Source organism: Virgisporangium ochraceum, from assembly GCF_016863655.1.
Classification (GTDB): Bacteria; Actinomycetota; Actinomycetes; order Mycobacteriales; family Micromonosporaceae; genus Virgisporangium; species Virgisporangium ochraceum.
Map to the genome: position 1 here is coordinate 41,871 of NZ_BOPH01000088.1, position 14,005 is coordinate 55,875.

Here is a 14,005-nt window from a genome sequence, read left to right on the forward strand (position 1 = left end):
ATGTCCCGACCCCGAAGGCGGGTCGGACGACGCAGAAACCGGCGCGGATGTGTCGAAACGCGGTGCCGGGACGGCGGTCACGTCGGCGACGACGGTGAGGAGATGGCTCACCTTGACCGCCGGTGGTGCGTCGCGGTGGCTGTTCCGAGGGAGGAGGGCGTCGGCCGCGACGGGGCCTTCGCGAAGGACCCCAGCGGGGAGAAGCATCTGCTGATTCCCGTCCGGGGCCCAACCCGGCGACCCCACCGGACTGCTCGCCATCCGCATCTGTGTCGCCCTCGTCGGTTTCACCGAAGAGGTTGTGCGGCGTGACCTCGCCATCGAACCTCGGACGACACGTTGTCGCCGCCGCGAAGCTGCGTCCGCGTCGCGCCGCGGTCCCGGCCGTAGCCGACGCTGGGGCAGAAGCTGATCGTGACGCATCCGATCATGTCGATGAGCGGATGCCGTTGTAGCCATTCAGGGAATGGATCCCTGGGCCGGCATGACCAACAATCGATTTAACCCGTTACGGGCGTGGATCTACGGTCGAGGATAGGTACACGTTGGTTACCGTTCCATCCCGCGCGATCTTGTGGCGGTTGTCGATGTGAATCGCCGCCTGCCGGCGGTCGATGCGCGGGCCGCAAAGGGAGTCCAGATCGGGGACGGGGGTATTCAGAACAACTTCTTCGATGTCTGGCCTCCGATCGGACGGACTCTTGCCGGGGGCCTCGCCGCTGTGCTGGTTCTCGCTCTGGCGAGCGACTCGCGTCGCGGGGCACCTGAACCCCCGATGCCGTGCCCGAGTTCGACGGTCGGCCGTGTTTACCCGGAGCGTTCGGCTTGGCAGACCGATGCCGTCCTGGTAGGACACACTGCGACGGTCAAGACCGTCGTATTCAGTCCTGACGGCAAGCTGCTCTCCAGCGGTGGCGACGACTTCGTCGTCCGGCTATGGAATCCGGCAACTGGCAAGCCTGTCGGTGGACCGCTGACAGGCCATACCAACGAAGTTGAATCTCTCGCGTTCAGTCCGGACGGGACGTTGCTTGCCAGCGCCGGCAGCGACGGAACCTTCCGACTCTGGGACCCCACTGCAGGTCACGCCGTTGATCGACCGATCTCCGGTGGCATCGGACGGATCCGCAGCGTCGCGTTCAGCCCAGACGGCGCCGTTCTTGCCGCTGGCGGCGCTGACGGCGTGATACGGCTCTGGAACGTTGCGAGACGACATTTTCTCGAGCCACCGCTCCAGGGTCATGGGGCGGGTATCAAGAGCGTGGCGTTCAGTCCGGACGGGCGTACCCTCGCCAGCGCGAGCGACGACTCCACCGTACGGCTTTGGAAATGGGCGGACGGCAGCCCTGTAGGTCATCCATTGATCGGTCACACCGATCAGGTGGAGAGTGTAGCGTTCAGTCCGACCGGAAAGGTTCTCGCCAGCGCAAGCGATGATCTCACCGTGCGATTATGGGATCCGCTGAGCGGCCAGCCCATCAGTGACGCGTTTCCTGGCCACACCCAGTGGGTGCGGAGCGTTGCCTTCAGTCGGGACGGCAGACTAATGGCCAGCGGCAGCGGCGATTGCACAATTCGGATGTGGGATCCGACAACCGGCAAGCCCCTCGGCCTACCGCTCACCGGCCACACCGACCGAATTCGCAGCGTGGCTTTCAGCCCTGACGGCGGGCGCCTTGCCAGCGGTAGCCACGACATGACAGTACGGCTGTGGCGCCGTCAATGAGCAGTACGCCGCCCCGGCCGACCCGCCGGCTGCGCGGTCGTGGCAGCCGGCGGCCCTGTGATTCTGTGGTGGGAGCGCCGTCTACAGTCGCCGCAACACGAATCCGTCGGTTGACCCGCCGGACAGGAATACGTCGAGTCTGCCGTCCACGATGTAGGTCCCGTACGGCGTCACGGTGGCTGTTGTCGGCGCGGGGTCCGGCCAGGGCGTCGTCCGCAGTGGTACCGCGACCTTGCCGACCAGCGCCAGCTCGTGCACGGCGGGAGCGGAGCCCGGTAGGCCCGCGAGCCGGTTGGTGACGACGACCAGCGTGCCGTCGGGTCGTAGCGCCATGCCGTCCGCGCCGACCAACGGTCTCAGCAGCCGTACCTCGGTCAACCTGTCGTGGTGGACGCGGTACAGGTGACCGGTCGTGTAGTTGGCGACGATGAGGTAGCCACCGGGATGCCAGACGAGCCCGTTGGCGCCGATCGACGGCCCGAGCCGCGCGTCGCTCACCACGGTCGAGACACGCCCGGCGACGTCCACCCGGTACACCGAGCCGGAGCCCGCGTCGGTCACGTAGGCGTTGCCCGCGGGGTCGAGCACGACATCGTTGGCCGAGTTGGTGCCGCGCGCGAGGTCGACGATCCGCTCGCGGACGCCGGTCACTAGGTTGTACACGGCGAGGCCGGTCACGCCGGGTGCGTTCGGGTTGCCGTACACGGCCACGATCCGCTGACGCTTGGCGTCGACCTTCAGGCCGATGAATCCGGGCAGGTCCGGATCGGACACCACGATCCGGTTGACGCCGTCCCGGCCCACCGCGGTGATCATCGACGGCGTGGTGAACGACCCGACCAGCAGTGACTGCCGTGACGGGTCCCACGCCACTCCCTCCGGGAACTGGTTGTCCGCCGGGGGTGACAGCACCGGCGGCAGCCCTTTCGTTTGGGCCTGAGCGGCCGGTGCGGCGCCGACGAGGCCCACGACCAGCGCGACGGTGATGAGAACCGATCTCATCGTCCTCCCTTTCCGAGCAGGTACGGATCCGATGCTGTGCCCGGCGCGGACGCTTATCCAGAGGTCGCCGCGACCATGGGTCTGGTAGACCCAGGCTTACGGGCAGGCCGGCAGGAATACTCGACGGCATGGATCGCAGGGCTGAGTTGGGCGAGTTTCTCCGGTCACGGCGTGCCCGTAGGCAGCCGGAGGATCTGGGGCTGACCCCGGTTGGCGGCCGCAGGCGCGTACCGGGCCTGCGGCGTGAGGAGTTGGCGCAGGCCGCCGCGTTGTCCGTGGACTACTACGTGCGGCTCGAGCAGGGCCGGTTGCGCAACCCGTCGGCCGAGATCGTGGACGCTGTCGCCGCCGCCCTGGCGCTCGACCCGACCGAACGCCGGCATCTGCACAACCTCGCCCGGCCCGGCCGCCCGAGCGGGCAGGTACGCACGCTGCTGCCAGCGGCCTTTCAGACCGTGCTGGACAACGTCCACGTGCCGGCCGCGATCTACAGCCGCCACGGCGACATCCTTGCGTGGAACCCCCTCGCCGCCGCGCTGCTGATCGACTTCGCCGCCCTGCCGCCGCAGGAGCGCAACATGCCCCGGCTCGTGTTCCTCAACGACGAGGTCGCGTCGCGGTTCGTCTTCTGGAAGCGCAAGGCCCGGGATCTGGTCTCACAGTTACGGATGGAGTCCGGTCGGACCCCGGGAGACGAGAAGCTCGCCGCGCTGGTCGGCGAGCTGAGCATGCGCAGTGCCGAGTTCGCCCGGATGTGGGCCACCCACCACGTGCGGGAGAAGACCCGCGGCGGACACCACTACCGGCACCCCGTCGTCGGCGAGTTCTACCTGCGGTACGAGACGTTCCGGCCGCCGGACGATCCGGACATCGCGCTCGTCTGCCAGGTTGCCGACCCGGGCACACCGGACGACGAGGCCCTACGCCTGCTCGCGTCCTGGAGCACCCAGGCACCCGAGGGGATGACGCGCGCCATCGCCCGGTCCGGGCGTTCCGCGGCCGACGTCTGCGCCGGTCCGGAGCAGCCCGGGCATTGACCATGACGGCAGTGGCTAACCCCAGGGTGGGCGATGGCGTCGCGTCGACCCTGTCAGCGCCGCCGACTCCGAATGGCCTTGATCGCGACCCAACCCATCGCCACGGCGGACACCGAGAACAGGACTTTCCAGAAGAGCCCGTCGAACCGGGGCGAGTGGTCGCCGAAGATCGTCCACATCGCCATCCCGACGGCCACCAGCATGCACACAATGACACCGACGATATTTCCGACGGTGTACCGCGGCGTTGTCTTCGGCACAGCCACACTCCCCGTTCGCCATTGATGATCGTGACAGGAGAGTTGCCTGCAGACGGCGGTTTGAAACACCCGGGACCGGACCGGCAACTTCCGCTTTCCGGTCCGTCGGTCGACGTACCGGCTGGCGGGAGCACGCTTATGATCGCCTCGGCGGCCGAACGCAGGCGTAGCCACGGGGCTCGTTCGTGGCCGGAACGCGGAGGTCGGTGTGATCCAGCCCTTTCTGGACGCCGTGCTCGATGTCATCCTCGATCGGCAGGACGATCTGGACGCCGACTCGTGGAACGGCTTCATCGACCGACTGCTCGCGACCGGCGTCGGGATGTTCGCGGTCGACGACTACTTCGGCGCCGAGCCCAGACAACTCCAGCCGCTGGGCTGACGGTGCCGATCAGCGTCTGGATCGAGGATGAACGTCACCAACGGCTGGCGAGCCTTCGCGACGTCCTGCATCTCGTGCCCCCTCCGGTGCCGCCCGGGTGGTACGACCCCCTCGTCGGACGCAGATGTCGGCGGTACTCCAGGAGCTGGCGACCATTCAGCCCGAACTCGACGGTGTGGCGCTCGGTACCGCCCGCGCGTTGCGGGTCCTGATAGCGACCTACGGCGATCGACCCCATCGTTACCTCTGGTTCATCGGCGACTGAGGAGTGACGATGTGCGCACGCCGAAGAGCTCTAGCGATCAGGCCCCGGTCTCCTGGAGGATGCGCCTGTAGTCGAGGATCTCGTCGTCCAGGAACGGCTCCCGGAGCCCGCGGGCCGCGACCGGCCGCCCGAGGTCGGCGACCTCCACTCCCTGCGTGAAGTCCCAGGTCACCTGACCCTCTTCCCCGTACGAGGGCTCGATCGAGTACTGCGAGACGATCGCCGGCTTCCCGTCGACCTCGCCGGCGAGGAAGCGGTACATGTAGCTGCGGTACGTCAGTGTGCCGGTGCCCCCGGTGTAGCCCGCGAACAGCGACCCCCACTCGGGGACGGCGTACTCCGCGACCAGGAACAGTGCCGGCCGTCGCATGGTCGGCAGCCTCGCCTCCCACTGACCGATCTCCTCCGGCGTCAGGCCGGGCGGACGCGGGCTCCAGGTGTCGATCCAGGCGCCACGCAGCGGGTCCAGGAACGTGTGCGCCCGGGCCCGGCGTTCCGCGAGGACGTCGTCCGGTTCCGTCCGGACCGCCACCTCGTACCGGTACAGGGCGTCCAGGTACGCGGCGTAGAACTCGACCGCCTCGTCAAGCTCCACTGGAGGTCCCCCTACGTCGCCGGTCATCGACGATCCGGGCGAGGGCGGGTGAGCGTCGTGGCGGTTGCGGGCCGACGCGATCTCCGCGCCGTGGGCGACGGCCCAGTCGGCGAGCGTGGACAACGGGTGTAGGAGCGTGCGGCCGAGCGGCGTCAGGTCGTACTCGACGCTCGGTGGAGCGGTCGCATGCACGGTGCGGGCAATCAGCCCGTCGCGCTCCAGTATGCGCACCGTGCGGGTGAGCATCCGCTGGCTGATGCCTTCCACGGTCCGGTGCAGTTCGTTGAAGCGGTGCGGCCGCTGTCCGAGCAGCACCACTATCAGCAACGTCCATTTGTCGCCGAACCGGCGGAACAGCTCGGTGACCGGGCAGGCGTCGTACTCCGCGGACGGCACGGGGACGGGCAGCGGCCCGACCACGACCGAGGGCACACGAGTGTGCGTACCGGGCATCAAACTGCCTCCTTTCGCGCCGCCACCAGGCTACTCATGATTGGTTGGTGACCACGCGACCGCCCACGGAGCGCACGACCGCCCGCCAGCCGAAGACGGTCGTCATTAGCGGCGGAACGGACGGGATGGGACGTGCCACGGCACTGGACCGCCTGCGGCGCGGTGACACGGTGGTTGCCCTGGGCAGCAACGAGGTGAAGGGCCGGGCACTGGTCGAAGACGCGGATCGGCTTGCCGCGGCGGGCCGGCTGCGGTTCCTGCAAGCCGATCTGAGTTCCATGGCCGAGGTGGAACGGGTCGTCGCCGACATCGCGCACCGACACAAGGTGGTCGACGCGCTCGTACTGTGCGCGAACCGGCCGAGCCCGCGGCGACGCGAGACGGTCGATGGGCTGGAGTACACGTTCGCCCTGTACTACCTGAGCCGCTACCTGCTCGGTGACCGGCTGCGTCCGCTGCTGAACGCCAGCGCGGCTCCGGTCATCATCAACGTGGCCGGCGTCGGCAACACAGCGGGCGAGATCCGCTGGGACGACCTGCAACTCCGACGGCGGTACAGCATGGTCCGCGCTCAGCTTCAAGCCGGCCGGGCGAACGACCTGCTCGGCGTGGCGTTCGCCGAACGAGCGGCGGGGAACGTCAGCTATGTCATGTACCACCCCGGGTTCACCCGCAGCGGCGACGTCTCCCATCTCAACCCGGCGCTTCGCACCACGATCAGGCTGCTCGCCCGAGTGGCCGCGCGGCCCGTGGAGACCTCGATCCGACCCATCGTCGAGCTCATCGACAGCCCGCCGCGAGCAGCGTTGACCGCGATCGACCGGGGTAGGCCTGTGCACCCCTCGCTGAAGACGCTGGACGCCGGTGACGCCAGTCGGCTCGCAAGGCTCACCGAGGAGCTGATAGCCAGGCATGCCCCGGAGACGCCGCCGCATGGTCAGTAGGCGACCGGGCCGGTGCGCCAACGGGCTCCTCGTCCGTGCGAAGTGGCCAGCTAGGACAGGAGCGATCGCGGGTTGAAGGTGGTCGCCCGCCGTCCGCTGCGGGCGGTGTCGGGCGCGCCGCGGCGGGCGAGGCGGCCGCCGAGGCGGAACCATTGGACCGTCCCGTCCGGTCCGCGGACGAAGTTGGCGCGCACGCCCTCCTCGGTGCCGCCGTTCAGGGGCAGGTCGACGACGTGGTCCTTGCGGTAGAACGCGAAGCCGTCGACCGCCTGACCGCCGAACATCAGCACCAGCCGGCCACTGTCGGCGACGAGCTCGAACTCCTGTGTGTAAACGGTGCCGTCGAGGTCTATCTGCTGGCCGGAGTAGGTGCCCAGATACGGCGCCAGTTCGGCCTTGGTGAGCGTGAGCGGGGGAGCGGGGAGGTTGCTGACCCGGGCGAACCGGCGTAGCGCCCAGTCGTCGATGAACAGGTCGTCGAGCAACGCGGTTCCGGCGTCGGAGTTGGTGAGCACTGTGAGGGCGAAGTCGCGGGCGGGCACCATCAGCAGACCGCTGTGCTGCCCGGCCCAGTCGCCCCCGTGCTGCACGACCGTGGGTCCCTCGGCGGTCGGCCGCAGCATCCAGGTGACGCCGGCTCCGTCCAGCTCGACGAACAGGGTGCCGCCGGGGCCGGGACGGGAGCGCATCGCGCGAATCGAGCGGCCGCTGAGCGCACGGCCGCCGTTGCCCAGGTGGAATCGGGCCCACCGGATCTGGTCGCGTGCGCTCGAGATGAGCCCGCCGGCCGGGTACAGCGAACGCGGAATCCGCCAGGCCTGCGGCGCGACGACGATGCCGCCGGTGGTCGGGTCGTAGACGTGCGGCTGCGCGACCCGGGCGCCGGGGATCTCGTCCAGGAAGAACCCCGATCGGGTCAGGTGCAGCGGATCAAGCAGTCTCCGCCTGACCTCGTCCTCGTACGGGCGGCGCGTCACCACCTCGATCAATCGCCCGGCCAGGGACAGCGCGGCGTTGTTGTAGCCGAACACCGTCCCGGGCGGGGTGAGCTGCGGGAGACGGTCCATCGCGGCGACGTAGCGGGCGAGCGCCCCGGAGTCGTCGCCGGTGTCGAGGAAGAAGTCGCCGAGCCAGCCGGCCGTGTGGTTGAGCGCCTGCCGGACGGTGACCCGCGACGAGGCTGCGGCGTCGGCGGTGCGGAAGCCGGGAAGGTAGCTCCGAACCGTACGATCGAGATCGATCCTGCCCTGCTCCACGAGCCGCATGACTGCCGCGCCGGTAAAGGTCTTCGTCGTCGAGGCGACGCGGAAGACCGTATCGCCGTCGACGTCCTCGGGAGCGTCGGTGCGGGTGACGCCGAAGCCGCGGACATGTTCCTTTCCGCCGTACCACAGGCCCAGGCCGACGCCGGCGATGCCGTACTTCTCCATGCCGGCCTGGATCTTCTCCTCGAGCTCCCGGACGGTGGACGGGACCCGGCCGGGTCGTTGCGGCTGGGGGACGGCGGTGACGAATCCACCGGCCGCGGTGGCGCCCAGGAGAGTGCGACGGGACAACTGCTGTTCTGGCAAGGGAACCTCCGGGCAGGTCGGCCGGTGACGGGGACGCGTGTCCATCGTCAAGGTTGAATGTGCCGGGCGAGTCGTCCGCGCGCAGGAATCCGCGCTCCTTCCCCGGAACGACGCCGTCATCGATGGGCGTGGAAAGCTCCACCGCGTGGCATGACATCCGGCACCCGCACGGCATGACATCCGTCACGGCCTATGCACATTGCCTCCCGCCGAGGGCGAGTGAGCGGGTCGGGGTTCACCTGCGTCGGCAGGCTGCGATGAGGTGGTCCGCGGTCGGCCGGCCGACCTCGTCGGTGAACTGGGCGAGGAATGCCGCGTACCGTTCGGGCGCCGCGGGCTCGTTCATGAAGTGTGGCTGGAAGTGCGTGCGGGCCCAGTCGAAGTAGCGGTTGCTGCGGGCGTCGTCGCGAACCAACGCGCCCAGGGTGGTCCGTCCAAGGTGGACGACGTACCCATCTCGGGTGAACGGCAGCCAGCGCCGCCAGCAGCTGCGCCGATCCGTCGGTCGAGGCGTTGTCGACCATGACCAGCCGCACCCGCGGAGTCCGGATGGTACGCAGCAGCGCGTACACCGCCTGCGCCGTCACCGCGATGGTGTTGGAGCTGACCATCACGACGCCGACGCGCTCCGTGGGGCCATCTGCCCGTCGCCCGGCCACTCATGCGAGCGCCTGACGTCCATTCGTCGATAGCACAGTGTCCGCGCCCTACCTGACAAGTGCCGGAGTCGCCGCGATCCTTGCAGCGGTGGCGCCGTCTGGGCTTCCGTGGCGGTATCCACGTCATGTGCCGCTTCGCCGCGGCGCGGACCTCGTCGCTCACCTGGGCCCGTCTGCCCTGTGGACGCCCGGCCGGCGTCGAACCACATGACGGTCCGGATTCTAGGCGAGAGCCAGCGCGGCGTTCGCGACCTCTTTCACGTTCTTCTTCGCCGCTGCCAGTTCTTCTCCATGGCGTGAGTAGCTGATGCGGACGTGGACGGGTCCGCGTCGCGCCACGATCCATACGTCGACCCGGTTTCCGGGACCTTCGACCGTGTAGCCGCACGCCTGCTCGCCGACATCCGTCAACTCGTCGGCGGACAGCCACACGGCGAATTCGGTGGCCTCTATCTTCTCCGAGGCGCATTCGGTGTCGGTGTAGTTCGGCTCGTCGTGCAGGGTGATGTCCAGGAGCGCACCACCCGGCCCGGTGTCCATCCTGGTGCAGGCCCGGTCCATGCCGGACCACGTCGCTGTGTCGAAGTTCGGGGCGAGCTTGCGCAGCAGGTCGTTGCCGAGACGTACGCACAGCCCGGACGGGGGCGTCGTGTCGGCGGCGTCGGTCGTGGACCGGTCGGCCCGGTCGCCGGACGTGCAGCCCGAGACGAACAGAAGAGCCGCAGCGAGCGGCCCCAGCAACCGCGGGGACCGCGGGGACCGCGAACGAGGCGACATGGTCGCAGAAGTTAGCACGGCTCGGCTGTTCCCCATCGCCGGTGCGGCCGGGATCCGCCGCGGTGGGCGCTGTGCCGCGTCTGCAAGATCCGTTGATCCTGTTGCGGGCGGTGGTGAGACTGCGGTGTCCGGGGTGGGGGAGAGGTGCTGGTGGTCGTGACGTCGTTGCCCGGTCGTCGTCGGCTGTGCGGCCTTGCGGTCAACCCGGCCCTGCCGGTCGACCTCGTGGATCGGTTGATCGCCACCGGTGACACCGAGGTGTGCCTCTATCTGGCGGACCGCGATGATCTGTCCGCGTCGCGGCTTCGACTGCTTGCCGCACGGGGTGGCACGGACACCGCGGTCGCGTTGGTGCGCAGGGGACTGGCCACCGCTGCCGACGTGGACCCGGCGGATGCGCGGGTGGCACTGGCGTTGCTGGAGGTGGGCGGCGCGCCCGGGTCATGGGCGCTTGCCCTGGCCGGGCATCCCGATCCGTCGGTGCGGGCGGGTGTGGCCGCTGCCGGTCACGTGCCCGTCGATGTGCTGCGGGACCTGGTGGACGACCCCGATGTGGTGGTCGTCGCCGAGGCCGCCCGGTCGCCGACGATGCCCGCCGATCTGGTGATGCGGCTCGCCGGGCATCCACACGTGGGGGTCCGGCGTGGCGTCGCCGGCAACGAGGCGACCCCCGCCTCGCTGTTGGCGGCGCTGGGCACTGACGGGGCGTTGCCGCCGGCGCGGTGGTGCTACGGCTGCGACGGGCGCGCGGACCCGCCGCCCGGTATGTGCTGCCGCGGCGGGCACGAGGGCGCGTGGGTCGACCTGCGGTATGCCCTTGCGGTGAACCCGGCGACGCCACCGCAGACCGTCGCCGGGTGGGTCGACCATCCGGCGATGTGGGTGCGGTGGGCGGTGGCCGAACGGCAGGACCTGCCACCGGAGGTTCACCGGCGGTTGGCCGGTGACCCGGTACCGGGCGTCCGGGGCGAGGTGGCCGCCAACCCGACGAGCGGGGAGAGCCTGATCCGGACGATGGCCGGCGACGACACCTACGACGTGCGGCGACGCCTGGCGCACAACCCGCGCGTCCCGCTCGACGTGCTGGCCGCGATCGCGCCCGTCACGAGGATCGGCCCGACGCTGCTGCCACGCATCGCCGCCGCGGACACGGCGGAGGTGGCGCAGCTGGCCCGCTCACCGGTCGCCGCGGTCCGGATGCTGCTGGCCGCACGGCCCGACCTGCCCCCGGATGTGGTGAACCTGCTCGCCGACGACCCGGACGCGAAGGTGCTCAAGTCGCTGGCCCCGAACCCGACGCTGACCGAAGCGCAGCTACGCACGATGGTGGCCCGCCACGGCAGCCGCGTCGTCGTCCGGCCCTGCCAGCGGGGACGATCATCGAGCTGCTCGACGATCCCGACGAGCGGGTGGCCGAAGCGGCGGCGGCGAACCCTTCCCTGCCACGCCCCGCGATGCGGACCCTCCTCGCGTAGCGGCGGGTGAACCGGAGACGTTACGGATCGGGCTCGCCGATCGGCGGCGCAGACGGCCCGCCGGTCGCGCCGGTCGGCCGCCTGGAATCAGCCGTCACCACGGAACGCCTCCTCCTCCCGCGCCGACGACCGCACCACCGCGAGTCCGGCCGACAGCGTCGCCGCCACCACGGCGACCCCCAGGGTGACGCCGATCGCCGCCGCCGGCACACCGAACCGGAGCACCGGCACCTGCTCCGGCACCGGGTCGAGCAGCCGCGCCGCCAGGGGACCCAGCACGGCCAGCCCGCCGACCGTGCACAGCAGCGCCACCAGCACCAGCGCGACGAGCTCCGCGGCCCGCGCACCGACGATCCTCACCCGGCCGACCCCGATCCGGGCGAGCATGAGGTCACCGGGCCGCGCCGCCACCGCCGTCCGGTCGGCGTGCAGCGCCAGCGCGACGATCGCCAGCAGGGCGAGGTACGCGGCCACCCCGAGGTCGTAGCCGCGGGACTGGCGGGCGGCCACGAAGTCGGCGTCGTCGCGGTACTGCTCGCTCGTCGAGACCAGGGTGGCCGCGACCGACCGCGGCGCCATCACCTCGTCGATGCCGCGCTGCCCCCGCGAGCTCCACAGCTCGGTGCGGACGAAGGGCGGCGGGCCGCCGGGCGGCCGCAGCCGCGGATCGTCGCGACCCATGAGCGGGAACACGACCGCGCCCGGCACGATGTACATCGTCCGGTCGCCGGACCCCGGGAACGCCGGCAGCCGCGCGATCACCTGCAGCGACCCGCCCCACCGGGGCAGGCTCACCGGCACGTCGTCGACCCCCGTGAGTGACGGGTCGCCGACCACGATCACCGGGACCTTCCAGGACGACGGTTCGGCGCCGGCCAGCCGCCGTACGGCGTCGCGGGCGGCGGCGAGGTCCGGCCCGCGGCCCCAGTCGGCGACCCGCAGGAACGACTCCGGGTCGATCACGACGAGGTCGCGGATCCCCTCGTCGTAGGGCGTGTAGGCGTCGATCCGCCAGACGAGCGTGAGGTGCGGCGGGAGCGGCGGCGTGCGCACGCCGGGCACCAGCCCCTGCGGCTGTGGCCGCCCCTCCTGCGGGTCGGGCTCCGGCGGTTGCCGCACCGGCTGGTCGTCGAGCACGTGGGAACCGGGGATCCTGGCGATCGCCGTGGCACCGGCCGACGCTGCCACGCGGTCGTCGATGTTCACCCCGATGGTGTCGACGGCGGACATCGTGAACACGAGCATGCCGAGGCCGGTGGCCAGCAGCACCACCGTCAACACCCGTTCGCCGCCGGCCGCGAGCCGGCGGCGCAGCAGCCAGCCGACGACCGCCGGCCTGCGGTCCGCCGTGGTCGTTCTTCTCCTCAGGGACGCGAGCCGCACGACCAACGTGCCGCCCAGCACCCCGGCCGCGGCAAACACCAGCAGCGGGACGAGGAGGTCGATGCCCCGGGCCTGTGTGGTGCCCCACATCCCGACCGCGGCGACGGCCGCCGCCACGACGACGAGCAGCCCCCACGGCCGCGACCGGCGGGGTGCGACCGGCACGGCCGGCCGGACCCGGCGCGCCGCCGACACCGCGGCCACGCACGCGACCGTCACCGGGCCGGCGAGCGCGGCGATCCCGGCCGCGACCAGGGCGGGCCCCAGCGACGCGACCGTGACCGCACCGGGTGGGCCGAACCGCTCCACCAGCGTCCGGGCCAGCGCCCAGCCCGCGAACGCCGCCGGCACCGCGGGGACAAGGTGTTCGACGAACCACAGCGCGCCGACGGTGGTCGGCGACAGCCCGGATCCGACGCTGTGTCGCAGCTCGACCCGCCGGCGCCGCACGGCGAGCAGGCCGATCGCGAGCACCGAGGCGAGCGCGACGGCCAGCGCCGCCCACCCCGTCACCCGGGAGCGACGCTGCACCGCCTCGGCCGTGCGGGACGCGTCGGTGGCCACCTGCGCGATCCCGCTGGCCACCCGCGGCGTGACCGGGCTGACGTCGACCATGCGGCCCAGGTAGCGGCGCCGGACCTCCTCGACCTCGCGGGCGGCCGTGCGCGCCTCGGCCAGTGTCGCGCCGGGATCGAGCTGCGCGTCGGCCCACCACAGGATGCGGTCGCCGCTGGCCTTGGACAGCCGTTCGATCGTGTCGATGTCGCCGATGAGCAGATGTGCCTTGAGCGTGGTCGCCTGCGGGTCGTCGGGGAGGTCGCGCTGATCGCGGACCCACGGTCGGACACCGCCGGGCGGGTCGGCCGGCAGCCGGCCGCCGGTCACGGCATAGACGCCCGCGACGCGGACGGCGACCCCGTCGGGGTTGGCGCCGACCGTGTCGACGCGGTAGGTGACGCTGTCGCCGGCGTGCACGCCCAGGTCGGTGGCGACCGGCTCCGGCAGCCACACCCCTTGATTCCGCACGGCGCCCAGCGGCACCAGGCGGGCGGCGGGGGCGGTCGTGGCGAGCAGGCGCGCGGCCGCCGTCCGCCCGCCGGCCGACACCGTGGACTCCCACCGCTTCGGCCGCACCGACTCCATCCCGACCGAAGCGCCGCCGAGCGTCGGCTCCGACAGGTGCCGCACCCCGCGCAGGTCCCGCACCGCCACCTGCTGGTCGGCGCTGTTCGGCGACTCCGAGGCGCTGAGGCGCACCGCCACGTCCTCGCCCCGGTCCGCCCCCGGTGCGATCGCCGCCCGCCGGTCGGCGAACACCGCGTTGTCCGACGCCTCGTCGTACATCGGTGCCGAAGCCGCCGACAGCGCCGCGACGGTGAACACCGCCAGAACCAGGAGTGCCCACGGACCCTGCCGCAGCCAGCCACTGACCGCGGCCGCCACCAACGGCCAACGCACGCGTACAGACCTCCCCCG

13 protein-coding genes are annotated in these 14,005 nt (G+C 71.0%); 6 read left to right on the forward strand and 7 right to left on the reverse strand.

The features are described 5' to 3' along the window. Window positions 1–589: 589 nt before the first annotated feature. Window positions 590–1,726 (forward strand): WD40 repeat domain-containing protein, encoded by a 1,137-nt coding sequence (locus Voc01_RS31180; RefSeq protein ID WP_203931183.1) that lies wholly within the window; start codon window positions 590–592, stop codon window positions 1,724–1,726. A gap of 81 nt (window positions 1,727–1,807) precedes the next feature. Here the strand turns inward: Voc01_RS31180 and Voc01_RS31185 are convergent, their stop codons facing one another. Next, window positions 1,808–2,728 carry an SMP-30/gluconolactonase/LRE family protein gene (locus Voc01_RS31185; protein ID WP_203931184.1) on the reverse strand — a complete coding sequence of 307 codons (921 nt, stop codon included), beginning with the start codon at window positions 2,726–2,728 and terminating at the stop codon, window positions 1,808–1,810. Between the two features lie 128 nt (window positions 2,729–2,856). On the opposite strand from Voc01_RS31185, the gene Voc01_RS31190 reads away from it, so the two are divergent. Continuing rightward, window positions 2,857–3,765 (forward strand): helix-turn-helix domain-containing protein, encoded by a 909-nt coding sequence (locus tag Voc01_RS31190; protein ID WP_203931185.1) that lies wholly within the window; start codon window positions 2,857–2,859, stop codon window positions 3,763–3,765. A 53-nt stretch (window positions 3,766–3,818) separates the two neighbouring features. Here Voc01_RS31190 and Voc01_RS31195 read toward each other — a convergent pair whose 3' ends face one another. Next, on the reverse strand, window positions 3,819–3,968 hold the full coding sequence (locus tag Voc01_RS31195) for a hypothetical protein (protein ID WP_203931186.1): 150 nt from the start codon (window positions 3,966–3,968) through the stop codon (window positions 3,819–3,821). A 265-nt stretch (window positions 3,969–4,233) separates the two neighbouring features. On the opposite strand from Voc01_RS31195, the gene Voc01_RS31200 reads away from it, so the two are divergent. Continuing rightward, entirely contained in the window at window positions 4,234–4,407 is a 174-nt protein-coding gene (locus Voc01_RS31200) for a hypothetical protein (protein WP_203931187.1), read from the forward strand. Between the two features lie 124 nt (window positions 4,408–4,531). Continuing rightward, window positions 4,532–4,672 (forward strand): hypothetical protein, encoded by a 141-nt coding sequence (locus Voc01_RS31205; protein WP_203931188.1) that lies wholly within the window; start codon window positions 4,532–4,534, stop codon window positions 4,670–4,672. A gap of 37 nt (window positions 4,673–4,709) precedes the next feature. Here the strand turns inward: Voc01_RS31205 and Voc01_RS31210 are convergent, their stop codons facing one another. After that, a complete protein-coding gene (locus Voc01_RS31210) occupies window positions 4,710–5,699 on the reverse strand; it encodes a winged helix-turn-helix transcriptional regulator (RefSeq protein ID WP_239160602.1) in 990 nt (329 codons plus the stop codon). A gap of 68 nt (window positions 5,700–5,767) precedes the next feature. Between Voc01_RS31210 and Voc01_RS31215 the strand changes: the two genes are divergently transcribed. Continuing rightward, a complete protein-coding gene (locus Voc01_RS31215; protein ID WP_239160603.1) occupies window positions 5,768–6,664 on the forward strand; it encodes an SDR family NAD(P)-dependent oxidoreductase in 897 nt (298 codons plus the stop codon). Window positions 6,665–6,714: 50 nt separating this feature from the next. Here the strand turns inward: Voc01_RS31215 and Voc01_RS31220 are convergent, their stop codons facing one another. The 3 genes from Voc01_RS31220 to Voc01_RS31230 form a co-directional block, all read right to left on the reverse strand. Beyond that, on the reverse strand, window positions 6,715–8,220 hold the full coding sequence (locus tag Voc01_RS31220; RefSeq protein ID WP_239160604.1) for a serine hydrolase domain-containing protein: 1,506 nt from the start codon (window positions 8,218–8,220) through the stop codon (window positions 6,715–6,717). Window positions 8,221–8,470: 250 nt separating this feature from the next. After that, window positions 8,471–8,650: a hypothetical protein gene (locus Voc01_RS31225; protein WP_203931191.1), complete on the reverse strand. Its 180-nt coding sequence runs from the start codon at window positions 8,648–8,650 to the stop codon at window positions 8,471–8,473. Window positions 8,651–9,116: 466 nt separating this feature from the next. Then, window positions 9,117–9,671 (reverse strand): hypothetical protein, encoded by a 555-nt coding sequence (locus Voc01_RS31230; RefSeq protein WP_203931192.1) that lies wholly within the window; start codon window positions 9,669–9,671, stop codon window positions 9,117–9,119. A 144-nt stretch (window positions 9,672–9,815) separates the two neighbouring features. On the opposite strand from Voc01_RS31230, the gene Voc01_RS31235 reads away from it, so the two are divergent. Next, window positions 9,816–11,156, forward strand: coding sequence for a hypothetical protein (locus tag Voc01_RS31235; RefSeq protein WP_203931193.1), 1,341 nt, complete (start codon window positions 9,816–9,818; stop codon window positions 11,154–11,156). A gap of 77 nt (window positions 11,157–11,233) precedes the next feature. Here the strand turns inward: Voc01_RS31235 and Voc01_RS31240 are convergent, their stop codons facing one another. After that, window positions 11,234–13,987 (reverse strand): hypothetical protein, encoded by a 2,754-nt coding sequence (locus Voc01_RS31240; protein WP_203931194.1) that lies wholly within the window; start codon window positions 13,985–13,987, stop codon window positions 11,234–11,236. Between the last annotated feature and the right edge of the window lie 18 nt (window positions 13,988–14,005).